This window comes from Streptomyces sp. NPDC102360 (assembly GCF_044766085.1).
Classification (GTDB): domain Bacteria; phylum Actinomycetota; class Actinomycetes; order Streptomycetales; family Streptomycetaceae; genus Streptomyces.
On the sequence record NZ_JBIWLG010000001.1, the window covers coordinates 1,826,042 to 1,847,959 of the forward strand.

Below are 21,918 nucleotides of genomic sequence, written 5' to 3' on the forward strand. Positions count from 1 at the left end.
ACGCGATCTAATCTGGCCTATGCGGAACACGATCACTGAGGACCTGGTGCAGACACAGCGGGAGTGGGACGCGACCTACCGGCAGCTTGCCGATCGGCCAGGGCGTACCGCTCTGCGGCGGCGTCTGCTGTATCTGTCCCGGGTGTTGGTGGGCGAGAAACTCACTCCGGCGCAGAAAGCGGAGTTGCGTCGGCGGGCGCGGGGGCGGGCGTGACGTTGGAGATAGTCGTGCATCGGCCGTCGGTGTCGGGCGGAGGGCGAAGGGTCACGGTCGGCGGTGTGGACTTCGGACTGGCCCGGGGCGACGGCGACCTGGTCGAGTTTCTGCGCCGGGCCGGGCTCGATGACGCCGATCAACTGGTGTCCGGGGATTCGCCGATCATCCAGTGGCGCGGCGGGCGCGCGCACGAGTACGGGGCTGCCGGGGGATAACCCCACCTCGATCCGGATGGCTGCCCCAGTGCGCGGCGTGTCCTGTGCGGGCATTGTGGTGACCTGGACCGGCTCTCGGGTGTTGGTCCTCTCGGTCGTGGAGCCGGACTCCGCACCCCTTAGGGGTGGCTCCCAGAGGTTTCCCCGAGATACGTCACCACCTCTCGTTTTATTAACTTTCGTACCGTTACCTGTAGTTATGCCCGACTATCTGGTTTACGGCCTCCTTGTTCTGTGCGTCATGCCCCCGCTGGTGCCCAATTCGTGGCTGCTCGTCAGCGCGGGGGCCATGGCGGCCGACGGCCGTCTCCAACTCGCCCTGGTGCTGCTGGTGGTGTCGGGCGCCGCCATCCTCGGGGACCTGCTGGTGTACCGGTCGACGCGGCGTTTCGGAGGGCCGGTGCTGCGCCGGCTGCGACGCAAGCGGCGACGTGCCGCGCTGCTCGACTGGGCTGCTGTACGGGTCCGTCGGCACGGGATCCCGTTCATCATCGGCATCCGGTTTCTGCCGACCGGGCGGTTCGTCGGCGCGGTGTCGGCGGGGCTCGTCGACGTCCGGTTGGGCCGGTTCCTCGTGGCCTCAGGTGTCGCCGAGGTGGTCTGGGCCTCGTACTCGACAGGTGTGGGTCTGCTGGGCGGGATCGCCGCCGGTGGGCCGTTCACCGGCGCGCTGCTCGGGTTGGCCGTCTCGGGAGTCGTGGCGACCCTGGCCGGCGTCGTCACATGTCGCGCAAGAACTCCGCGAGCGCCTGGTTGAAGGCCTCCGGATCGTCCATGTTCGGGTAGTGGGCGGCGTTGGGGATCGAGACCGCCCGGCCGTCGGCGACGCTGCTCGTCAGGCGCTCCGCCATGCCGATGTGGTCGGGGGAGTCGAGTGCGCCGTTGATGGCGCGGACCGGGATCGGGATCGCGGCGGCGCGGGTCCAGGTGTCCTTGAGGGGGACGCTCCAGTCGGGTTCTTCCGCGGTGTGTTTGGACATCGTGTTCCACGTCATCGTGCGCAGGCGATCCACGAGGTGGGGGTCGAGGTTGTCCAGGGCGCGGTGCGGGCCCGACCCGAAGGCGGTGAACGCCTCCACCGCGGCGCTCACGTCACCCGCGGCCATCGCCGACTGCCAGGTGGTCCAGAGCTCGGTCGTCCACGGGTCCGTGAAGTACGGCTCGCTGGTGCCGGCGCCGCTGATCACCACGCCGTCGACCAGTTCCGGGTGCTCCAGGGCGGTGTCGATCGCGATACTGGCTCCCATCGAGACGCCCACCAGGATCGCCGGGCCGACGTCCAAGTGGCGCAGCAGCGCGGCGAGGTCGTCCGTGTGCCGGAACGGTCCTGTGGCGTTGGGGGAACGGCCGTGGCCGCGGGCGTCGGGCGCGATGACACGGTGGTCCGATGCCAGGTGCGGGATCTGGTCGTCCCACATGTGGTGGTCGAGGAAGCCGCCGTGCAGCAGGACCAGAGGGCGGCCAGTGCCTTGGTCGATCCGGAAGAGGTCGGAGAGATCAGACATGACAACCAGGTTGCCATCCCCGCCGTTCGCGTGGGCGCAGTCCGGTGTCCGCAGAGGTGGCGGCTCGGCTCTTCGAGGTGTTCGGCCTCGTGGGGCCGCTGTACCGGCGCACGTACGCCAGAGTCGAGCGGGAGGTCGCGGTGGACGGGCTGTCGGTGGGCGTGCGGGCCGTGCTCGGCATGCTGCACGGGCGGGGCCCCATGACGGTTTCTCAGATGGGGGCGGTTCCAGGCGCTGAGCCGTCAGTTCGTGCAGCGGATGGTGAATGACGCCGCCGCCCGCGGACTCGTCCGAGGAAGAGCGCACCGTCATCGCCGTCATGGACGACTGAGCCGCCCCCGCGCCACCAGCTCCACCGTCGTCGCCACCGAGATCGCCTGTACGGCCATCAGCGCCACCAGGACGAAGAGTTGCACCGCCCCGGCGGTCACCGTTGACGCCCCGCCCAGGAGCATGCCCACGAAGGCGCCCGGGAGCGTCACCAGGCCCACCGTCCGCGTCTGGTCGAGGCCGGGGAGGAGGGCGTCGGAGGCGGCGGGCCGGGCGATCTCGAGGCGGGCCTCGTGGGGGAGCAGGCCGAGGGCCAGGCACGCCTCCACCTCGCCCTTGCGCGCGGTCAGCTCGTCGAGGGCGCGGCGCCCCGCCAGCACGGTCGCCGTGAGCGCGCCGCCGATCAGGATGCCGGTCACCGGGATCACGGCGATCCCACGGAGGGGGAGAAGACCGCAGACGATGAGCGCGGCCACGAGCGGGGTCACCGGCGCCGCGATCGGCAGGGCCGCCCAGATCCACGTCCGGTTCGGGGTGAGGCGGCGGCCCGCCGTGCGCGTGGCCACCGCCAGCATGAGCAGGAGGAAGGCCAGCAGCGCCGCTCCGTGGCGCACCACCCAGCCGATCAGGAGCGACACCACGGCGAGCTGGACCGTTGCCCGAACCCCGGCGATCGCGATGTCGCGGGCCCGGCGGCGCGACCCGTCCGCGGAGAGGCGGTAGACCGCGGTCACCGCCGCCGCGATCACGAGGAGAACGAAGAGCACCGCCGCGAGAGTTCCGTTGACGGGGAGGAGGGTGGCCGCTGCCTGGGTTCGAACGCGCACGGGAACACAGTAGAGCGCCCCGACCTGGGCACCGGTGCTGTTCACCGCTTGGCCGGTGAGCGAGGATGGGCGGGTAACAAAGCGTGAAGTTGCCGCGATTGAGAAAGAGGGCTGACCGTCATGGCACAGCAGGTGCAGGGCGTGATCGCGCGGGCCAAGGGGGCCCCCGTGGAGATCGCGACGATCACGGTGCCGGACCCGGGTCCGGGCGAGGCCGTCGTGAAGATCCAGGCGTGCGGGGTCTGCCACACCGATCTGCACTACCGGGAGGGCGGGATCAACGACGAGTTCCCGTTCCTGCTCGGTCACGAGGCGGCGGGTGTCGTCGAATCGGTGGGTGCCGGGGTGAACGAGGTCGCCCCCGGCGACTTCGTGATCCTCAACTGGCGTGCGGTGTGCGGGCAGTGTCGTGCCTGTAAGCGCGGGCAGGCCCAGTACTGCTTCAACACCCACAACGCGAAGCAGAAGATGACCCTGGCCGACGGCACCGAGCTGTCGCCCGCGCTGGGCATCGGGGCGTTCGCCGAGAAGACCCTCGTGGCCGCCGGACAGTGCACGAAGGTGGACCCGGCCGCGTCCCCGGCCGCCGCGGGCCTCCTCGGCTGCGGGGTCATGGCCGGGATCGGCGCGGCGATCAACACCGGGAACGTGGGCCGTGGCGACTCCGTCGCCGTGATCGGCTGCGGCGGCGTGGGCAATGCCTCCGTCGTCGGTGCCCGGCTGGCCGGCGCCGCGAAGATCATCGCCGTCGACATCGACGACGCGAAGCTCGCCACCGCGCGGGAGCTGGGCGCCACCCACACCGTCAACTCCCGCTCCACCGACCCGATCGAGGCCGTGCGCCAGCTGACCGGCGGCTTCGGCGCCGACGTCGTCATCGAGGCCGTCGGCCGCCCGGAGACGTACGAGCAGGCCTTCTACGCGCGCGATCTGGCGGGCACGGTCGTTCTCGTCGGCGCACCGACGCCGGAGATGAAGCTCGAGCTTCCGCTGCTCGACGTGTTCGGGCGCGGCGGCGCGCTCAAGTCGTCCTGGTACGGCGACTGTCTGCCCTCGCGCGACTTCCCGATGCTCATCGACCTGTATCTGCAGGGACGCCTGGACCTCGACGCGTTCGTGACCGAGACGATCGCCCTGGACGACGTGGAGAAGGCGTTCGAGCGGATGCACCACGGCGACGTGCTGCGTTCGGTGGTGGTGTTCTGATGAGCGAGAACACGGCACGCGTGGACCATCTCGTGACATCCGGCACGTTCTCCCTCGACGGGGGCACGTGGGACGTCGACAACAACGTGTGGATCGTCGGCGACGACCGTGAGGCGATCGTCATCGACGCCGCCCACGACGCCGACGCCATCGCCGAGGCCGTCGGCGAGCGGCGGCTCGTCGCGATCGTGTGCACCCATGCCCACGACGACCACATCGACGCCGCGCCCGCGCTCGCCGCGCGCACCGGCGCGCCGATTCTGCTGCACCCGGCGGACACCGAGCTGTGGAAGCGCACGCACCCGGACCGCGCGCCGGACGGCGAACTGGCCGACGGGCAGAAGATCGGCGTCGCGGGCGTGGAGCTGACCGTGCTGCACACGCCGGGGCACTGCCACGGCGCGGTCAGCCTGTACGCTCCCGCGCTCGGCGCCGTGTTCACCGGGGACACCCTCTTCCAGGGCGGTCCCGGCGCCACCGGGCGGACCTTCAGCGACTTCCCGACCATCGTGGAGTCCATCAAGGACCGGCTCCTTACGCTGCCGGCCGAGACCGTCGTACGCACCGGACACGGTGACAGCACGACGATCGGCGCGGAGGCGCCGCATCTCGACGAGTGGATCGCACGCGGGCACTGATCCCGGGTTCCGGCCGGGGCGGCTCGACCGTCGCCCTGGCCGGAACGTGGCTCAGCAGGGTGTCAGCACCGCCAGCACCGTCTTGCCGCCCCTCGGATCGGCCCGCACGCTCCAGCGGCGGGCGAGCGCCTGGACCAGCGCGATGCCCCGGCCCGACTCGGCCGTCCACGACTGCGGCACGGCGCGGGGGAGTCCGGGCGCGTCGTCGTGCACGGCCACGGTCAGCTCACCCGAGTGCAGGCACAGGCTCATCCGGCAGCTGCCGCTCTGTGCCTCGGTGGCGTTGGCGACCAGGTCCGACACCACCAGCTCGGCGTCCGCCACCCCCTCGCCCGTACGTCCGGCGAGGAACCTTCGGGTCAGCCGCCGGGCCAACCGGGCGGCACCCGAACCCTGCGGCATCAGGAATTCCACGCGCGCGGCACGCCGCTCGGCGTCCCTCGACGCACGCATGACGACCACTTCCTCTCCTGGTGGATGGTGCGCGGCTCGCGCCTCGGTGACGGTGCCCATTCCCGCCGCACCGTGGCGATACACCCCTGCTCCTGCACACCGAGTGCCCCGCACCGGCCGGTTCACGCCGTGTCAGGTGCTCTCCGTGGGGTGCGGGTGGGCCAGGGTGTCCAGGAACCGGTCGATGGCGGGCGAGGAGGTCCCGTCGACGCAGTGGGAGCGCTCCACCTGTGGTATTGGCGACTTGCCCAGATGTGGTGCACGGGCTTCCAGGGCCCGCGTCAAATGGAGCCGCTCCAGGGCCCGTTCGGCGGCTGAGGAGCGTACGTACTCGACGAGTGTCACGCCCAGATGGTCCGCATGACTGCGTACCGCGGCGTACTCATCCGGCGTGAAGAGCTCCCGTAGGAGCGCAGTACTACCGTCCATGTTGGCATGATGCCGCTCTGCGTCGCGCCGCGTGGGCGGTTGGCATATTCACCCCCCGTTCGCGTGGAGTTGGTGTTGTTCGATGGCGCACGCGGGGGAGGGCGGCACTCAGAAGCGGTCGGGGTCCGCGGCCGCCCAGTCCGCCGCCCAAGCCGCGGGCGGCTGCCCGATCAACTGGCCCGGTTCCAGCCAGTCGTGGAGGTGCGCGTAGGAGACCGGCAGGTCCGCCGTGTTGCGCCGCATGAGCTGGTCAGGGCGCAGCTCGCGCGGATCCCGCACGCCCATCGCCGCCATGATCTGTGCCGCGCCGCGCACGGTCGCCTCCTGGTAGTGGCGTACGCGCTCGGCCTTGTCGGCGACGTCCAGGGCGCGCACGCGGCGCGGATCCTGCGTCGTGACCCCGACCGGGCAGGTGTTCGTGTGGCAGCGCTGGGCCTGGATGCAGCCGACCGCGAACATCATGGCGCGCGCCGCGTTCGTGAAGTCGGCGCCCTGGACGAGCCGCTTGACGATGTCCGCGCCGGTGGCGACCTTGCCGCTCGCCCCGACCCGGACGGTGTCGCGCAGCCGCGTGCCGACGAGCGCGTTGTGGACCGTGATCAGCCCCTCGGTGAGCGGGGTGCCGAGGTGGTCGGCGAACTCCAGCGGCGCCGCGCCCGTGCCGCCCTCCGAGCCGTCCACGATCACGAAGTCCGGCGTCACACCCTCGGCGACCATCGCCTTGCACACGGCGAGGAACTGCGTACGCGAGCCCAGACACAGCTTGAACCCGACCGGCTTGCCGCCCGCGAGCTGTCGCAACTCGGCGAGGAAAAGCACCAGTTGGCGCGGCGTCTCGAACTCCTGGTGGTACGGCGGCGACACCACCGTCTGCCCCTGCGGCACGTCCCGTACGCGCGCGATCTCCGCGTTGACCTTGCCGCCCGGCAGTACGCCGCCGATGCCCGGCTTCGCCCCCTGCGACAGTTTCAGGGAGACGCACTTGACGTGCTCGTGCGCCGCCTTGCCGGCGAACTCGGCGCGGTCGAAACGGCCCTCGCGTGTGCGGCAGCCGAAGTAGCCGGTGCCGATCTCCCACACCAGGTCGCCGCCGTGCGCCAGATGGTGGTCGGACAGGCCGCCCTCTCCGGTGTCGTGCGCGAAGCCGCCGAGGGCCGCGCCCTTGTTGAGCGCGCGGATCGCGTTGCTGGACAGGGCACCGAAGCTCATCGCCGATACGTTGAGCAGCGCCATGTCGTAGGGCCTGGTGCAGTCGGGGCCGCCGATGCGGACCGTGGCGGGCTGCTCGGGAGGGTCGACCGGGCGCAGCGACGGCACCAGGAACTCGTGCCCCGAGGCGTACACGTCGCGCTCGGTGCCGAACGGCTCCTCGGCCTCCTGCTGCTTGGCCCGCTCGTAAACGATGCTGCGCACGTCCCGGTCGTAGGGCCGGCCGTCGTAATTGCGCTCGACGAAGTACTGCTGCATTTCGGGGCGCAGGGACTCCATCAGGAAGCGCAGATGCCCGAGGACCGGATAGTTGCGCAGCACCGAGTGGCGCGACTGGGCCAGATCCCACACGCCCAGCGCGGTCAGGGCGAGGAGCGGGGCGGCGCCGAAACACCACCACGGGGAGAGCAGCAGCGACAGGGCCAGGGTGGCGGCCGCTCCGGCGACGGCGACGAGGAACACGAGGAATCTGCGCACCTGTCGAGTCAATCGCACCGGGACGCTCACGCCGGCGGGCGACACAGCAAGACGGAACGGACGCGGGGTGGACCGTCATCGATCATCTCGGATAAGTTAGGCAAGGCTTACCTAATGGAGGTTCGGGATGGGTGTCCGACAGATCGCTGCCGCCGTGCCCAGCACGGCGGCCCACGCACGCTCCGTGCTCGCCGCCGCATGGACCTGCGGCGTCACCACCGATGTGGGGCAGGACGACCTCGTCGGCGCGCACCGCGTCGATGACGACGGGGCGGTGCGCATCACGCCGCCGCCCGACAGCGTGCTGGCCGCCGCCGTGCTCTGCTCACCGCACGGACGGCCCACCACGCTCCTGGAGTTCGCCGACGCGGCGCCCGTGCCCGTGCGCGACCGGGTGCGGGCGCGGGTGTGGCTGTCGGGCGAGCTGGTGCCGAGCGGTGAGGAGTTGGTGCTGCGGCCCGAACGGGTGGTTCTGCAGACCCGCTTGGGCCGCACCGGCGTCGACCTCGACGAACTCGCCGCCACCGCGCCCGACCCGCTCGCGCTCGCCGAGCCCCGCCTGCTCACCCATCTCGCCGACTCCCACCCCGAGGCCGTCGAACAGCTCACCCGGCTCATCGCGCCGGACAGCCTGCACGGCGTCGTCCGGGTCCAGCCGCTCGCCGTCGACCGGCACGGCCTGACGCTGCGTCTGGAGCGGATGCGCGGCCAGGCCGACGTGCGGCTCGCCTTCCACCGGCCCGCCGACGACCTGGGTTCGCTCACCGAGCGCATGCACCAGCTGCTCGCCTCCGCGCAGACCGTCAGCCGCCGCCGGAGGTGACCTTCTCGCGGGCAGTCGCCTGTTCGGGCAGGGACCGTTGCTCCGTCGGCCGCCCGAACGCCCAGTCCATCCGGGGCTCGACGACGTAACGGAACACCCGCCGCACCGGTTCCGTGCACAACACGGTGATGAGCGCGACCGCCGCCGCCGTCACGGTCAGCTCACCGAGCGGGCCGTGCAGCCACGGGTGGTCGTACCAGTCCCAGAACCGGGAGGACTTGATGACGAAACCGTGCAGCAGATACGCGTAGATCGTCCCGGTGCCCAGGGCCGTGAACCACAGTCTGCGGCCCGGCACCCACGCCAGGAAGCACGCGCTGAGCGCGAGCGCGAGCACGAACAGGGCCGGCGTCGCGAACAGGCCCGCCCACCCGGGCACACCCCGCCCCTGCACGGCGCCGCGATGGTAGAACCAGCCCGCGTCGAACCACGGCGCCACCCAGTACGCGGCGACCAGAGCCGCGCCCGCGACCCCGAGTGCCACCCACCGCACGCGCCACGTCCGCAGCCGCGCGAAGTGCTCGGGCCGCAGCACCAGGCCCGCCACGAAGAACGGCAGGAACTGCAGCACACGCTGGAGCGCCAGGTCACCGCCCGCGCCCGGCCACATCGACACGGCCGTGCCCACCGCCAGCGACACGAGCACGGGATGGCGCAACTGCAGCCACAGCGGCGTCGAAAGCCGCCAGATGAACAGGGCCACCAGGAACCACATCAGATACCAGGGGTCCAGCAGGCTGATCGGATATCCCGGATCGTCCTGCGCCCACCGGTAGAACAGCGTGTACGCCACCTCGAAGACGAGGTACGGCACGACGACCCCGGACACCAGGCGCCTGAGGCGGTGCGGCGCCATGTCGAAACTGCGCGAGAAGTAGCCCGACACCAGTGCGAACGCCGGCATGTGGAAGGCGTAGACGGTGAGGTACACCGCCGTCACCGCGCGGGAGCCGTAGGTCAGCGGCTCCCACGCGTGCCCGCAGGCCACGAGGACGATCGTCAGGAATTTGACGTTGTCGAAGTACGACTCGCGTGCCTGTCCTGCCATGTGTGTTCGCTGCACCCTCCACATCGGGACGGTCCGGGTCCCCTGCCCGTACCCCTCGCAGACCGTTCCATGAGTGGAGGCGTGACACAAGTGGCGTATGCGGCGTGGCGGGTCAGACCGCCGTGTATGCGCCATCCACGAGGTGGTAGCTGCCCGCGATGAACGAGGCGCGGTCCGAGAGCAGGAACACGATCAGCTCGGCGACCTCCTCGGACGTGCCCAGGCGGCCCGCCGGGTGCAGCCCGACGAGAGCGTCGTGGGCCGCCTTGTCCATCTCCTTGAGGAGCGGGGTCTCGATGAAGCCCGGGCCGACCGCGTTGACGCGGATGCCCTTCGCGGCGTACTCGGCGGCGGCCGTCTTCGTCAGACCGACCACGCCGTGCTTCGCCGCGACGTACGCGGGTGAGCCAGCGAAGCCGACCGAGCCGAGGATCGACGCGACGTTCACGATGGCGCCGCCGTTGCCCGCGGCCTCGATGGCGGGGATCTCGTAGCGCATCGAGGAGAAGACGCCGTCGAGGTTCGTGCGGACCACGCGGTTGTACACGTCGATGTCGTACTCGCCCGTGGGGGCGCTCGCGCCGCCGATGCCGGCGTTGTTCACGGCCAGGTCGAGCCCGCCGAAGGTGTCGACGGCAAACCGGACGGCTGCCTCGACCGAGGCCGGGTCGGTCACGTCGACGGCGACCGCGGCGGCCTTCAGGCCCTCCGCCTTCAGCGTTTCGGCGGCCTCCTGGGCCCCCTTCTCGTTGTAGTCCGCGATGACGACGTTCGCGCCGCCGAGGCCCAGGCGGCGGGCGGTGGCCAGACCGATGCCGGAGGCGGAGCCGGTGACAAGGGCGGTCTTCCCGGCGAACTCGGCCGCGTAGTCCGTCACGTTGCCGGTGGTGGGGGTGGTGCTCATGGTGCGATTCACTTTCTGGTAGCGACGTCGGGGGCCGCCGCGTCGGCGGCCTCCTCGATGAGGGCGTCGTAGGCCCGCGCCACCAGTTCGGCGAGGTCTTCGGCGTCCGTGCCCGCGCCGCGCGCCCAGGTGCGCAGCGCGGCGGTCAGCACTCCGGCGGCGGCCCCGACGACGACCTCGGGACGTGGGTCCCGGGCCGGGTCGGTGCCGAGCCGGTCGGCGATGATGCGTACGGACTCGTCCTGGGCGTCGACCCGGATCCGTTCGTACGCGGCGAAGAGGGCGGGCTCCGTGTCCAGGGCGGCGTACAGCTCGCGCAGCCGCGGACGGTGGTGCCAGGCGGAGGTCGCCCGGTCGGTGAGCCAGTCCGCGACCGCTTCGCGGTAGGCGAGCAGTGGTGGCTCGCCCACCGGGCGCTCGCGCAGTGCCGCGTTGATCCCCGCGCCGTCGGCACGGGTGAAGTCAAGGGCCGCGTCCTCCTTGCCGGTGAAGTACCGGCTGAAGGTGCGGCGGGTGACGTCCGCGCGCTCGGCGATGGCCTCCACGGTCACCTCGCCGAGCCCGAGATCGAGCACCAGCTCGACGGCGGCCTCCGCGAGCGCTTCACGCGTCCGGCGGGCCTTGACCTGCCGGCGGTCGCCGGCGGGCCGGGAGCTGGTGGCCTCGTTCGCCTTCATGTCTTCGACAGTACACCCGAATGTCCCAATGGGACACATGTCCCGTAGGGACATCTTTGCAGGAGTGAGGCCGGACCCGTCAGGCGTGCCAGTGCCCGTGCAGCGCGGCTGTCGCGAAGCCCGGGCCGTAGGCGACCATCGTTCCGCGGGTGCCCGCGGGCGGCGGCTCCTGGTGGGTGCGCTCCAGGACGCGGAGCACGCTCACACCGCCCAGATTCCCCTCGTCGGTGAGCGTGGCCGTGGAGTGGCGGGTGTCGTGCGCGGACAGGCCCAGGGCGGTTGCCGTGTCCGCGATGATCCGCGGGCTGCCCGGGTGGATCACGGCGAAGTCGGTGGGGCGCGCGCCGAGCCAGCCGGTGACACTCGGCAGGCTCACGCCGAAGGCGGCGCGGCCCTGCTTCGTGGCGTCGAAGTGCAGGCCGTCGGCGGTGATCCGGCCGCCCAACTGCCCGGCGGTGTCCGCGAGGACGTGCTCGAAGCTGTCCTCGCACGCGAAGCCGGGGCCGAGCGGCTCGTCGCTGACGACGGCCGCTCCCGCCGAGTCGCCGAACAGCGCCTTGTAGATCATCGCGTCGATACCGGTGTCGCTGTGGTGGTAGACGGCGGAGATCACCTCCGCGGCGACCACGAGCACCCTGCTCCCGGGCCGGGCCGCCACCATGTCCGCCGCCCTGATCAGCGACTTGGTACCGCCCGTGCAGGCCAGCGTCGTCTGGGCGAGGGAGCGGGCGGTGGGGCGCAGCCCGAGCCGGGTCATGAGGTGGACGTCCAGGTTCGGCGCCGCCCACCCGGTGGAGTGCGTGGTGACCAGGCCGTCCAGATCCTTCGGTCTCAGGCCTGCCGCCGCGATGGCGGAGGCGGCCGCCTGTTCGGCGAGGTCGAGCGCGTCCGCGAACGCCGTGGGGGCGCGCTCGGCGATGCCGGCAGCGCCCGCGACGGTGGGGGAGTCGAGCGGCCGGGCGAAGTAGCGGGTCCGTACGCCGCATCCCTGTACGGCGCGCACCGCGGCGGCGATCCGCGGATGGCCCGGATGACGGGCGCGTATGTCGTCCGCGATCTCGTCGGTGGTCACCTTGTGGGCGCCGAGGACGGTGTGCGGCATCGAGACGTAAGCGGGCATGGGTGTCTCCCACGGGGCTCAAGGGGGCTGTGGGGGGCCCGCTCAACCTACGTCGTTCCGACGCGTCTGCCACGGGTGGATGTGACGTGAGGGGCGGAAATCAGCCTGCGCGCAGAGCGGGGTTCCTGGGGTGCGCACGGTGCACGCCCGGGTGAAAGACCAGGATCATCAGCCGCGCACCCGGCGTGGTGAGCGGCTGGGCCGCGCACATCGTCGCCCAGCCGGGCCCCAGGCGCGCGTGCAGCAACGGTCGTTCGTCGCCGTCGGGATGCATGGCTGAGCCGCCCGACTCATAGATCGGGGCGGCGTCCGGGTCGGCCAGTACCTCCTTCTCGATCTGGGCGAGCGTGTCGTCGTCGGGGCGCGCGGCGAGGGCGGCGCGCAGCTGCGGCAGGAGCAGTGGCGCCCACGCGTTCTGCCAGTCCACCAGCATGTGGCGGGCGTGCTGGTCAAGCAGCATCCAGCGCATGGTGTTCGTCGGGGGCCGGTGGTCGGGGAACAGCTCCGTGAACGCCCGGTTGCACGCCAGTAGATCCCAGGACGCGTCCGAGACGTACGCGATGTGGTCCATGCCGTCGACCGCTTCCTGCCACACGCCGGGGATCTCCTTGCCCGACGTCGGATACAGCGGTCCCGGCGGGTCCTGCAGCAGTGCGTAGCGGCACAGCAGTACCCACTCCTGCTCGTTGAGCCCGAACAGCCGTGCCACGTCACGCAGCAGTTCCGACGGGGCGTTCGGATACGTCCCCGACTCCAGCCGGTGGTACGTGCCGAGCGTGCGGTGCAGCAACTGGTCGACCTGGTGCTGGGAGAGTCCGGGGGCGCGGCGCCCTTGCCCCGTCGGCCTGCTGAAGCCGTGGGATTCGGGGGCTATGAGGGCGCGCCGTTCACGGAGCAGGGCCCGAAGCGCCGTCTTGTTCATGGTGGGTAATCCCTCGTTGTTCACGCCGAGTTGAGCGTCAGCAGTCTAAATAGTCCCAAGGTCTTTGGTAATAAACATTGCCCGAAGAAAACGATCAGACGACAGGGCATGATGGCGGGAGTTGGGTTCTCCACCTGCTGGTTTCCTCGTTCGCGCACATGTGGGCGCGGCGTTGCGGCACCTGTGCCGGGCCACTCGAAAATGGCTGAAATTTCCCGCTGCGGGTAACCCACAAGCCTCTGCGACCGTTCACGCAAGTGCGAGTGGGGCCGGGCCACCAATGGCGTTCCATGTGGCCGGAAAATGCGTTGCGAGACGCGAACGCCCACACTCGTCCGGGCGGCCGGTGGAGGTCACTGGCTGCGGTCGGTGCCGTCACTCGCCATCACGTAGCGGCCACGGCACCGACCGCGCCCGGTCCCTGGCCGCGTCACCGGCCGGCCTTGTGCACACTCTGTACGTAGTCGTCGGCCGCCGCGTCGAGGCCGATGTCGTGCTGGGCGCGCTCGGACAAGTACCAGCGGTGCTCCAGGAGTTGGTGGTACAGCTCGGCCGGATCCATCGGCGTGGACACCCGGTCGCGGACGGCACGGACCGTGGGACGGAACACGTCACGCACCCAGCGGTGGGCGAGGACTTCGGGGCGGGCGTCGGCCGCGTCCTCCTGCGTCGCCATCCAGCTCTCCAGGTCGGCGAGGAGCCGGCGCGCCTGGTTCTCCTCGGCGTCCATGCCGGTCAGGCGCAGGAGTTGACGCTGGTGGTGGCCCGCGTCGACGACCTTCGGGACGAACGTGACGGTGTCGCCGTGCGGCGATCGGGAGATCTGCATCTCGGCCACGTCGAAGCCCAGATCGTTGAGGCGGCGGATGCGGCGGTCCATGTAGTGGTGCTTACCGGCCGGGTACACCGACGTACGGGTCAGCTCGGTCCACAGGTTCGTGTACCGCTGCACGATCTCGGTGCCGAACTCGATCGGATCGATCGACGGGTGCAGCGCGCCCGACGCCTCCAGGTCGAGCATCTCGCCCGCGATGTTCACCCGCGCCAGATCGATGTCGTACTCCCGCTGCCCGTCGCTCAACCGCGGGTGCAGCTCGCCGGTCTCGGCGTCCACCAGGTAGGCGGCGTACGCGCCCGCGTCCCGGCGGAAGAGGGTGTTGGACAGTGAACAGTCGCCCCAGGCGAAGCCGGTGAGGTGCAGGCGCACCAGGAGTACGGCGAGCGCGTCCATCAGCCGGTGCACGGTCGTCGGCCGCAGCGTCGTCTCGAACATCGAGCGGTACGGCAGCGAACCGCCCAGGTGGCGCGTGATGAGCACGGGCTCCAGGGGAGTCCCGTCGGGCTGCTCGCGGCCCGTGACCACGGCGAGCGGATCCACCGCTGGGATCCCCAACCGGTCGAGCGTGCGCAGCAGTTCGTACTCGCGCAGGGCCGGGCGCTCGGCCAGCTCCTTCACGGCGACGACCTCGTCCCCGGCGCGCGCGTAGCGCACCACGTGCCGCGAGATGCCGCGGGGAAGCGGCACCAGGTACTCCTCCGGCCACTCCTCCAGCGGAATGTGCCAGGGCAGGGCGAGCAGAAGCACCGGGTGCTCGGGGTTGGTGGCGCTGATCTCGAGCGGCATGACCACCAGGGTAAAGGGGGCCAGGACCGCGCCTCGTCGGCCTACTGACCGGGGACCGGTTCGGCGCGGCCCGAGGCCAGGGAGCGCTCGGCCGCCGCGAGGGCCTCCGTGAGCCGCAGGCCGAACCGGGCGTCGCACGGGTGCGCGGTGCCGCCGCGCGCCGCTTCCAGGAGCGCGTCGACGGCGGCGGACAGCGCCTCCTGGGCCGTGCCGGTGCCCGTCGGCATCGCCGACACGCCCTGCGTGCCGCGCAGTTCGACCGTGGTGCCGGCCGCCGCCCGAGGCGTGGTCAGGCTGAGCGTCGACGTGCTGGAGACGCCGCCCGCGTGTTGGAGCACGAGATGTACCGTGTCGCCGGGGCCGCCGTGCGCCGCCACCGTCCGCAGATCGCCCAGGATCGGCAGCAGTACGGAGAGGGCGTGCGGACCGACGTCCCACAGGGCGCCCTTTTCGGCCCGCCAGGGTGTCGTGGCCCGCACGTGCGCGTCGTCGCCGGGTGTGTACAGCGCGGCGTTCCAGTCGGCGCGGCCCGTGAACCAGCCGTCCGTTCCGGCCTGTTCGGCGATCCACGCCGCGGTGACCGGCGCATGCCGCAGCGTGCAGAAGACGGTCGACGCGACGCCCGCGGCATCGGCCGCCTCCACGACGGCGCGGGCCGCGTCGGGACGGGTGGCCAAAGGCTTGTCGAGGAGCAGATGGCAGCCCGCCGCGGCGGCCCGCGCGGCGAGCGGGGCCTGCACATCCGGCGGTACCGCGAACGCCACGACGTCGCTCGCCGCGAACAGGGCGTCCACATCGTCGTACGCCGTCGTGCCGTGCCCCGCCGCGAGCTCGGCCGCCGCCTGTGGTCTGCGCCCCCAGATCCCGACGAGGTCGACGGCCTTGTGCGCGTCGAGCGTGGGAGCGTACGTCCGCCCGGCCCAGGAGCCGGTGCCGACGAGGCCGAAGCGGGCGGGGCGGGAATCGGTGAGCGGGGTGGAAGAGGTCATGGCCAGCAGTATCGGCCCGTTGGGTACCGCGGGCACAGGGGGCGTGGCCCGGCCGGCCGGGCCACTGGGTGAAGACAGGACGTGGAGTTCGGTGAATACTGCACCTAACTGGTGAACCGGAGACTCATGGATCGTGACCCGATATCGGCGACACCCCCGACACCCGGGCGTGCACGCCCGCGCGAGCGGTTCGCCGTGCCCGTGCTCGCCTTCGGCGGCATCCTCATGGCGGTCATGCAGACCGTCGTCGTCCCGCTGCTGCCCGATCTGCCGCGGCTGACCGGCGCCTCGCCCGGCGCCGTGTCCTGGATGGTGACCGCGACCCTGCTCGCCGGGGCCGTCCTCACCCCGGTGCTCGGCCGGGCCGGCGACATGTACGGCAAGCGGCGCGTGCTGCTGGGCGCGCTCGCCCTGATGACCGCCGGCTCGGTGCTGTGCGCGCTCACCTCCGACATCCGCCTGCTCATCGCCGCCCGCGCGCTCCAGGGCGCCGCGGCCGCCGTCGTACCGCTGTCCATCAGCATCCTGCGCGACGAACTCCCCCCGCACCGCACCGGATCCGCCGTCGCCCTGATGAGTTCGACGGTCGGGATCGGCGCGGGCCTCGGCCTGCCGCTGGCCGCGCTCATCGTCCAGTACGCCAACTGGCACGTCATGTTCTGGGCGACCAGCGCCCTCGGCGCGCTCGGCCTCGGTCTGGCCTGGTGGGCGGTGCGCGAGTCGCCGGTCCGCTCCCCGGGCCGCTTCGACGCGCTCGGCACGCTGGGACTCGCGGCGGGCCTCGTCTGCCTGCTGCTCGGTGTCTCGCAGGGCGGCCAGTGGGGGTGGGGGAGCCCCGTCGTCCTCGGCCTGTTCGCGGGCGCCGTCGTGATCCTCGGCCTGTGGGCGTGGCAGCAACTGCGCACGGCGCGGCCCCTGGTGGACCTGCGTCTGGCCGTCGGTCGCCGGGTCGGGCTTCCGCACCTCGCGGCGCTGTTCACCGGCTTCGCCTTCTACGCCAACTCGCTCGTCACGGCGCAGCTCGTGCAGGCCCCCGTCGCCACCGGCTACGGGCTCGGCCTCTCCATCGTCGCGACCGGCCTGTGCATGCTGCCCAGCGGCATCATCATGCTGCTGTTCTCGCCGGTCTCGGCCCGAATCTCCGCCGTGCGGGGCCCCAGGATCACGCTCGCCATCGGTGGCGCGGTGCTCGCCCTCGGCTACGCGGTCCGCGTCGTCGACAGCACCGACCTGTGGGTGATCCTCGTCGGCGCCGCCGTCGTCTCGACCGGCACCACCCTCGCGTACTCGGCGCTGCCCACGCTGATCCTGCGCGCCGTCCCGGCCGACGCGACGGCCTCAGCGAACGGCGTCAACGTCCTCATGCGCACCATCGGGCAGGCCGTCTCCAGCGCCGCCGTCGCCGCCGTGCTCGTGCATCACACGACGCGGGTCGGCGGCGCCGAAGTCCCGTCCCTGCACGGCTATCAGCTGGCCTTCGTCATGGCGGGCGCGGTCGCCCTGGTGGCGGCGGCGGTCGCCCTGGCCGTCCCCTCCGACGGCCCGGCGGGCCGCGCCGTCACGGGCGCCGCGGCACCGGTTCCCACTGCGAAGAGGGCGTAAGGAGACGACCGCCGATGTCTCTCAGCCGTGCTGAACGTGCGGCGGCTCGAACCCGACGACAGTGCGCGCGCCGTCGGCCCAGCGAACCGTCAACTCCCCGTCCAGGAAGGCCACATCGGACACGGCGTCCGCGAGGGGGGTGTGCGGCGGCTCCGCGCCGAGCGAGGCCAGCGCCGCCAACACCGTGGTCCCCTCCACGTCCGCCGCGAGGCGCGGCACCCGTACCCACGGCTCGTACGCCGTGCCCTGCGGCGCGCGTACATCGTCGCGCCCGTCCCAGCCGTGCAGGCCGACCAGTTCCGAGTGCAGCGCATCCGTTGCCCAGCCGGTGAGCGTCACCCGCGCGCCGTGCGGAGCGCCGACGACCCGGTGCACCCGCAGCTCGTGGGCGCCGCGTGCCACGGTCACGCTCTCGACGCGAAGGCCCGGCACCATCGGGGGACCCGACGTGAACACCGGCCGGTGCCAGGACGCCGCCCAGCCCCAGCCGTCGCCCTGGCCGGCACCGAGCGGATGGATGCGGCGCCGCGTGCTCGCGATGCCGCCGTACTCCACCGACAGATGGTTGTCCGCCGGATTGGCCGCGGACGTGGGCCCGGTGTGCGTGGAGTAGGCCTGGCGGCTGTAGAGCACGTCGACGGCGGCCGCGTCCTCGCCCTCGAACGGGCGGACGTGGTCGCTGCCGTGGTTGTGCAGCCGCACGATCCCGTCCCCTTGCGTGGACTGCACCAGCAGGCCGGGCGCGGGCAGCGCGAGCACCCGGTCGGGACCCTCGCTCGGCGCCTCCTCCTCGGGCGCCGTCCACAGCGGATCGTCCTCGCCCGCCAGCAGCGAGACGAAGCCCTTCGACGCCCAGTAAGGGGACGCGGGGCCCGAGTAGTTCTGCAGCGTCGCGTCGTGCGGGCCGTGCCAGCCGAGGCTGAGCAGACCCTCGTCCGTGACGCCGCCACGGTCCAGGAAGTAGCGCAGGTTCCCGCTGATCAGACGGCGTGACGCGCCCGGGGACAGCGGCGTGTGCCCGGTGACGGAGCCGATGCCGACGGCCGCCGACGCCGCGAACCGGTAGGTGAGCGAACGCCCGAAGTGGATCGGCGCCCCGTCACCGCCGAAGAGCAGCGAGAAGCCGTCGAGGTGCTCGCGCAGTCGCGGACCCATCCGCTCCAACAGGGCGGAGTCGCCCCGCAGATGGGCGTGCAGCATCGGGTACAGGTGCAGCGCCCACCCGTTGTAGTGGTCGAAGGCCCGCCCGTCGCCGTCGCGGTACCAGCCGTCGCCCTCGTACCAGGTCTCCATCAGGTCGAGCGCCCGCTGAATGGCGCGCGCCGTCGCCGCGTCGGACCGGCCGACGGACTCCAGGAACGAGGCCACCATGAACGGGAAGAGGTACCAGTTGTTCGGCGCGGGCGTGTGCGTGATCGCGCCGCGCAGCCACTTCTCCGCCCGGTCCTGTACGTCGCCGTCGAGCCGGTCCCACAGCCACGGCCGGGTCAGCGACAGGCCGAGCGCCACCGAGGCGGACTCCACCATCGGCTGGCCCTGTATGTGGTGGTCGAGGATCAGCGGCCACGACTCGGCGTCGTCACGGCCCGGCGTGCGGGTGCCCGCCGCGAGGCCGCTCGCGTACCGGTCGAGCCAGCTGTGCGGGTCCTTGCCCTGCGCGCCCGCGACCCGGAAGCCGGCCGCCAGGAACGTACGGGCGTAACCCTCCAGTCCGTCCGAGCGGACACCGGACCCCGAGGGCCGGCCCGGCAGGTCGAGCAGCGCGCCCTCGGGCGTCGCCCACCGCCAGGCCGCCCCGAGCAGCCCGTCGGCGACAGCCTCCCAGTGCGCACGGGTGAAGCCGGTGTGGGGGCTCAGCTCACGGTCTTGTGAGGGGAGTTCGAACGGGAGCGTGTTCATGCGAGGTACGCCAGCCTTTCGCGTCGTACGGGATGGGCGAAGCCGTCGCCCCTGGACCAGCGCGTCAGTTCGCCGACCGCGGTGTCGGCGAGACGCTGCCACTCGCTGCCCTGGGCGCCGGCCAGATGGGGGGTGATCAGCGCGTTCGGGCAGTCCCACAGCGGATGGTCCGCGGGCAGCACCTCAGGGTCCGTGACGTCGAGGACCGCGCGGATACGGCCCGCGCGGACCACGTCGGTCAGGGCGTTCTGGTCGACGACGGCGCCGCGCGCGGTGTTGATGAGCGTGGCACCCGGCCGCATCGAACTCAGCAGGTCCCTGCTGACCAGCCCGGTCGTGGCGGGCAGCAGTGGCGTGTGGACGCTCAACAGGTCGCTGCGCGTGAAGAGTTCGGGCAGCCCGACCAGTTCCACGCCGAGTTCCTTCGCGTCCTCCTCGGAGACGTACGGGTCGTGCAGCAGCACCTCGAAGTCGAAGGGGCGCAGCAGTTCGATCACCCGGCGGCCGATGAGCGAGGCGGACAGGAGGCCCACCGTGCGGCGGTAGTTGCCCACCTCGGGTGAGGTGAGCAGCCAGTCGCCGCGCTCGCGCTCGCGGTGGAAGTCGCGGGCCCGCTCCAGGACGTGCTTGCCGTGCAGCAGGATCATCGCGAGGGTGTACTCGGCGACCGGCAGCGCGTTCGCCGCGGCGGCCGAGGACACCGCGATGCCACGCTGCCAGCAGGCATCGGTGACGTGTCCGCGCACCGAACCGGCCGAGTGCACCACGGCCTTGAGCGCGGGCGCCGCCGCCAGCACGTCGGCGTCGAGCGGCGGGCAGCCCCAGCCGGTGACGAGTACCTCGACGTCGGCGAGCACCTCCTTCGCACGGGCCGTCGTCAGATCGTCGAGCACGGGAAGCGGAGCGAGGTCGCAGACCTCGGTCAGCGCGGCCATGGACCGCGGCGGGAAGACGGCCGCCGCGGCCTGGGGGGACATGGCCAACGCCGTGCGGGGCTTGCTCACTTGACCGACCCCGCAGTAAGGCCGGACTTCCAGAAGCGTTGGAGGAAGACGAACGCGAGGACGAGAGGAAGGACCGCGAGGAGCGAACCCATGATCACCACCGGGTAGTACTCGGGCGAGACGGTCGCCTGGCTGTTCCATTGGAACAGGCCGAGGCTGACGGGATACAGATCTTGGTCGGACAGCATGACCATCGGCAGGAAGAAGTTGTTCCAGATCGTGGTGAGCTGGAAGAGGAAGACGGTGACCAGGCCGGGGCCCAGCATCCGCAGCGCGACCTTGAAGTACGTCGCGAGTTCGCTCGCGCCGTCGACGCGCGCGGCCTCCAGGACCTCGTTGGGTACGTAGCCCTGCGCGAAGATGCGGCCGAGGTACACGCCGAACGGGTTGAACAGGACCGGGATGAACACGGACCAGAAGGTGTTCACGACGCCGGTCGCCGACGCGATCAGGTACAGCGGCAGCGCGAGCACCGTCTGCGGCACCATGACCGCCGCGAGGACCAGGCCGAACAGCTTCTCCTTGTGCCGGAAGTGGTACTTGTCGAAGGCGTAGCCGGCGGCGACGCTGATCAACGCGCCGATGGCCGCGCCCAGGACCGCGTACAGCAGGCTGTTGCCGTACCAGCGGCTGTAGAGGCCGCCGTCCATCGCGAACAGATCCTTGAGGTTCTGCACGAACGAGAAGTCGCTGAAGGACAGGATGCTGCTGCTGAACAGCGCGTCGCGGGACTTGGCCGACGCGAGGACCAGCCACAGCACCGGAAGCAGCGTGTAGAGGACGGAGATCGCGACGACGACGTTGACCGTCGCGCGCCCCAGTGTCCGGGGGCGAAGGAGGGTGGAATCGGTGGCGCTCATCGGGCGTCCTCCTCGGCCGAGTTGATGCGGTTGGTCCAGCGGGTGACCCCGTAGGAGACGGCGATGGTGATGATCAGCAGGATCACCGAGGCGGCGGCCGCGAGCGAGTAGTTGTTGCGGCTGAAGGCGGCGTCGTAGATGTACATGCTCGGCGAGAACCGGGTGTCGACCATCTGCGAGGACTGGTGCAGCAGCATCGGCTCGGTGAACAGCTGCAGCGCCCAGATCAGCGTGAACATCGAGACCATGACCACGGAGGAGCGCACCAGCGGCGTCTTCACCTGAAGCGCGGTGCGCACAGGACCCGCGCCGTCGACGACGGACGCCTCCAGGACCTCGCGGGGGACCGCCTGCAGGGCCGCGTAGAAGATGACCATGTTGTAGCCGAGGTTCGACCACAGGGCGATGTTCACGATCGACGGCAGCGTGGTGTGCAGGCCGAGGAAGTCGACCTGGATGTCCGCCGACCCGAGCGCCTCCACGACCGGGCTGATGCCCGGCGTGTAGAGGTACAGCCAGATCAGGGCGGCGATGATGCCGGGCACCGCGTGCGGCAGGAACAGGCCCAACTGGGCCCAGGACCGCAGCCGTACGACACCGGAGTCGAGCAGCAGCGCCAGCGTGAGCGAGCCGATCACCATCAGCGGGATGTAGATCACGCAGTACAGCGCGACCGTGCCGAGCCCGGACAGGAACGTCGGGTCGGTGATCACGGCGGCGTACGAGCGCAGGCCCACGAAGACGCTGCGTTCGGGGCCGAAGCCGAGGCCCGGCTGGTCGTCGCTGAAGAAGCTCATCCACACCGCGGTGCCGACCGGGATGAGGAAGACGAGCGTGAGGAGGACGAAGAACGGCGCCATCAGGACGCCGGCCGCACCGCCGCGGCGGCGTTTGGCCGCCCGCTGTGCCTTGCGCGCGTCATCCCTCGCCTCCTGCGGGGCGGGCGGGGCCGTGCGGGCCTGGGCTGTTGTCGCGGTCATGGGTCACCTGCCTTTCGGGG

23 protein-coding genes and 1 pseudogene are annotated in these 21,918 nt (G+C 71.4%); 8 read left to right on the forward strand and 16 right to left on the reverse strand.

Annotated elements, in window-relative coordinates:
- The first annotated feature begins 19 nt into the window (after positions 1-19).
- The 3 genes from ACIRHA_RS08350 to ACIRHA_RS08360 all read left to right on the forward strand — a co-directional run bounded on the left by ACIRHA_RS08350 (position 20) and on the right by ACIRHA_RS08360 (position 1,189).
- On the forward strand, positions 20-214 hold the full coding sequence (locus ACIRHA_RS08350) for a hypothetical protein (protein WP_403841415.1): 195 nt from the start codon (positions 20-22) through the stop codon (positions 212-214).
- Positions 211-432 carry a hypothetical protein gene (locus ACIRHA_RS08355; protein WP_403841418.1) on the forward strand — a complete coding sequence of 74 codons (222 nt, stop codon included), beginning with the start codon at positions 211-213 and terminating at the stop codon, positions 430-432. The genes ACIRHA_RS08350 and ACIRHA_RS08355 overlap by 4 nt, the downstream gene beginning before the upstream one ends.
- 241 nt (positions 433-673) lie before the next feature.
- Positions 674-1,189, forward strand: coding sequence for a DedA family protein (locus ACIRHA_RS08360; protein WP_403841421.1), 516 nt, complete (start codon positions 674-676; stop codon positions 1,187-1,189).
- On the opposite strand, the gene ACIRHA_RS08365 is transcribed toward ACIRHA_RS08360, so the two are convergent.
- The gene (locus tag ACIRHA_RS08365; RefSeq protein WP_403841424.1) at positions 1,152-1,937 is read right to left on the reverse strand and encodes an alpha/beta fold hydrolase; all 786 of its coding nucleotides are present in this window, start codon (positions 1,935-1,937) and stop codon (positions 1,152-1,154) included. The two genes, ACIRHA_RS08360 and ACIRHA_RS08365, sit on opposite strands and share 38 nt — an antisense overlap.
- 44 nt (positions 1,938-1,981) lie before the next feature.
- Here ACIRHA_RS08365 and ACIRHA_RS08370 point away from each other — a divergent pair.
- Positions 1,982-2,303, forward strand: a pseudogene (locus ACIRHA_RS08370) (MarR family transcriptional regulator); the annotation flags it as partial.
- On the opposite strand, the gene ACIRHA_RS08375 reads toward ACIRHA_RS08370, so the two are convergent.
- On the reverse strand, positions 2,255-3,034 hold the full coding sequence (locus ACIRHA_RS08375; RefSeq protein ID WP_403841426.1) for an ABC transporter permease: 780 nt from the start codon (positions 3,032-3,034) through the stop codon (positions 2,255-2,257). The pseudogene ACIRHA_RS08370 and the gene ACIRHA_RS08375 sit on opposite strands and share 49 nt — an antisense overlap.
- A 120-nt stretch (positions 3,035-3,154) precedes the next feature.
- Between ACIRHA_RS08375 and ACIRHA_RS08380 the strand changes: the two genes are divergently transcribed.
- The gene (locus ACIRHA_RS08380; protein WP_403841429.1) at positions 3,155-4,240 is read left to right on the forward strand and encodes an S-(hydroxymethyl)mycothiol dehydrogenase; all 1,086 of its coding nucleotides are present in this window, start codon (positions 3,155-3,157) and stop codon (positions 4,238-4,240) included.
- Complete coding sequence (locus ACIRHA_RS08385) at positions 4,240-4,878, forward strand: MBL fold metallo-hydrolase (RefSeq protein ID WP_403841431.1); 639 nt, start codon at positions 4,240-4,242, stop codon at positions 4,876-4,878. The genes ACIRHA_RS08380 and ACIRHA_RS08385 overlap by 1 nt, the downstream gene beginning before the upstream one ends.
- Before the next feature lie 51 nt (positions 4,879-4,929).
- Here ACIRHA_RS08385 and ACIRHA_RS08390 read toward each other — a convergent pair whose 3' ends face one another.
- The 3 genes from ACIRHA_RS08390 to ACIRHA_RS08400 form a co-directional block, all read right to left on the reverse strand.
- Positions 4,930-5,415 carry an ATP-binding protein gene (locus ACIRHA_RS08390; protein WP_403841434.1) on the reverse strand — a complete coding sequence of 162 codons (486 nt, stop codon included), beginning with the start codon at positions 5,413-5,415 and terminating at the stop codon, positions 4,930-4,932.
- Positions 5,416-5,463: 48 nt separating this feature from the next.
- Positions 5,464-5,760: a hypothetical protein gene (locus tag ACIRHA_RS08395; protein ID WP_403841436.1), complete on the reverse strand. Its 297-nt coding sequence runs from the start codon at positions 5,758-5,760 to the stop codon at positions 5,464-5,466.
- A gap of 108 nt (positions 5,761-5,868) precedes the next feature.
- Entirely contained in the window at positions 5,869-7,446 is a 1,578-nt protein-coding gene (locus tag ACIRHA_RS08400) for an FMN-binding glutamate synthase family protein (RefSeq protein ID WP_403841438.1), read from the reverse strand.
- Between the two features lie 127 nt (positions 7,447-7,573).
- On the opposite strand from ACIRHA_RS08400, the gene ACIRHA_RS08405 reads away from it, so the two are divergent.
- Positions 7,574-8,269, forward strand: a complete 696-nt coding sequence (locus ACIRHA_RS08405; protein ID WP_403841441.1) for a DUF2470 domain-containing protein — start codon at positions 7,574-7,576, stop codon at positions 8,267-8,269.
- Here the strand turns inward: ACIRHA_RS08405 and ACIRHA_RS08410 are convergent.
- The 7 genes from ACIRHA_RS08410 to ACIRHA_RS08440 all read right to left on the reverse strand — a co-directional run bounded on the left by ACIRHA_RS08410 (position 8,250) and on the right by ACIRHA_RS08440 (position 15,553).
- Positions 8,250-9,317, reverse strand: a complete 1,068-nt coding sequence (locus ACIRHA_RS08410; protein ID WP_403841443.1) for an acyltransferase family protein — start codon at positions 9,315-9,317, stop codon at positions 8,250-8,252. The genes ACIRHA_RS08405 and ACIRHA_RS08410 overlap by 20 nt on opposite strands.
- Before the next feature lie 112 nt (positions 9,318-9,429).
- Positions 9,430-10,221, reverse strand: a complete 792-nt coding sequence (locus ACIRHA_RS08415) for an SDR family NAD(P)-dependent oxidoreductase (RefSeq protein ID WP_403841445.1) — start codon at positions 10,219-10,221, stop codon at positions 9,430-9,432.
- An 8-nt stretch (positions 10,222-10,229) separates the two neighbouring features.
- Entirely contained in the window at positions 10,230-10,898 is a 669-nt protein-coding gene (locus ACIRHA_RS08420; RefSeq protein WP_403841447.1) for a TetR family transcriptional regulator, read from the reverse strand.
- A gap of 79 nt (positions 10,899-10,977) precedes the next feature.
- Positions 10,978-12,018 (reverse strand): PhlD, encoded by a 1,041-nt coding sequence (locus ACIRHA_RS08425; protein ID WP_403841449.1) that lies wholly within the window; start codon positions 12,016-12,018, stop codon positions 10,978-10,980.
- A 100-nt stretch (positions 12,019-12,118) separates the two neighbouring features.
- Positions 12,119-12,940, reverse strand: a complete 822-nt coding sequence (locus tag ACIRHA_RS08430) for a helix-turn-helix transcriptional regulator (RefSeq protein ID WP_403841451.1) — start codon at positions 12,938-12,940, stop codon at positions 12,119-12,121.
- Between the two features lie 430 nt (positions 12,941-13,370).
- Complete coding sequence (locus ACIRHA_RS08435; RefSeq protein ID WP_403841453.1) at positions 13,371-14,564, reverse strand: DUF4032 domain-containing protein; 1,194 nt, start codon at positions 14,562-14,564, stop codon at positions 13,371-13,373.
- Between the two features lie 41 nt (positions 14,565-14,605).
- Positions 14,606-15,553 carry a Gfo/Idh/MocA family protein gene (locus tag ACIRHA_RS08440; protein WP_403841456.1) on the reverse strand — a complete coding sequence of 316 codons (948 nt, stop codon included), beginning with the start codon at positions 15,551-15,553 and terminating at the stop codon, positions 14,606-14,608.
- Positions 15,554-15,679: 126 nt separating this feature from the next.
- Between ACIRHA_RS08440 and ACIRHA_RS08445 the strand changes: the two genes are divergently transcribed.
- Positions 15,680-17,155 (forward strand): MFS transporter, encoded by a 1,476-nt coding sequence (locus tag ACIRHA_RS08445; protein ID WP_403841458.1) that lies wholly within the window; start codon positions 15,680-15,682, stop codon positions 17,153-17,155.
- A gap of 21 nt (positions 17,156-17,176) precedes the next feature.
- On the opposite strand, the gene ACIRHA_RS08450 is transcribed toward ACIRHA_RS08445, so the two are convergent.
- From ACIRHA_RS08450 to ACIRHA_RS08465, 4 genes are read right to left on the reverse strand one after another with little or no spacing between them, the layout of a single operon-like run.
- On the reverse strand, positions 17,177-19,054 hold the full coding sequence (locus ACIRHA_RS08450; RefSeq protein ID WP_403841461.1) for a DUF2264 domain-containing protein: 1,878 nt from the start codon (positions 19,052-19,054) through the stop codon (positions 17,177-17,179).
- Complete coding sequence (locus ACIRHA_RS08455) at positions 19,051-20,031, reverse strand: hydroxyacid dehydrogenase (protein ID WP_403842198.1); 981 nt, start codon at positions 20,029-20,031, stop codon at positions 19,051-19,053. Before ACIRHA_RS08455 ends, ACIRHA_RS08450 begins: the two co-directional genes overlap by 4 nt.
- 23 nt (positions 20,032-20,054) lie before the next feature.
- Positions 20,055-20,918, reverse strand: a complete 864-nt coding sequence (locus ACIRHA_RS08460; protein ID WP_403841463.1) for a carbohydrate ABC transporter permease — start codon at positions 20,916-20,918, stop codon at positions 20,055-20,057.
- Positions 20,915-21,898 carry a carbohydrate ABC transporter permease gene (locus tag ACIRHA_RS08465; RefSeq protein WP_403841465.1) on the reverse strand — a complete coding sequence of 328 codons (984 nt, stop codon included), beginning with the start codon at positions 21,896-21,898 and terminating at the stop codon, positions 20,915-20,917. The genes ACIRHA_RS08460 and ACIRHA_RS08465 overlap by 4 nt, the downstream gene beginning before the upstream one ends.
- Between the last annotated feature and the right edge of the window lie 20 nt (positions 21,899-21,918).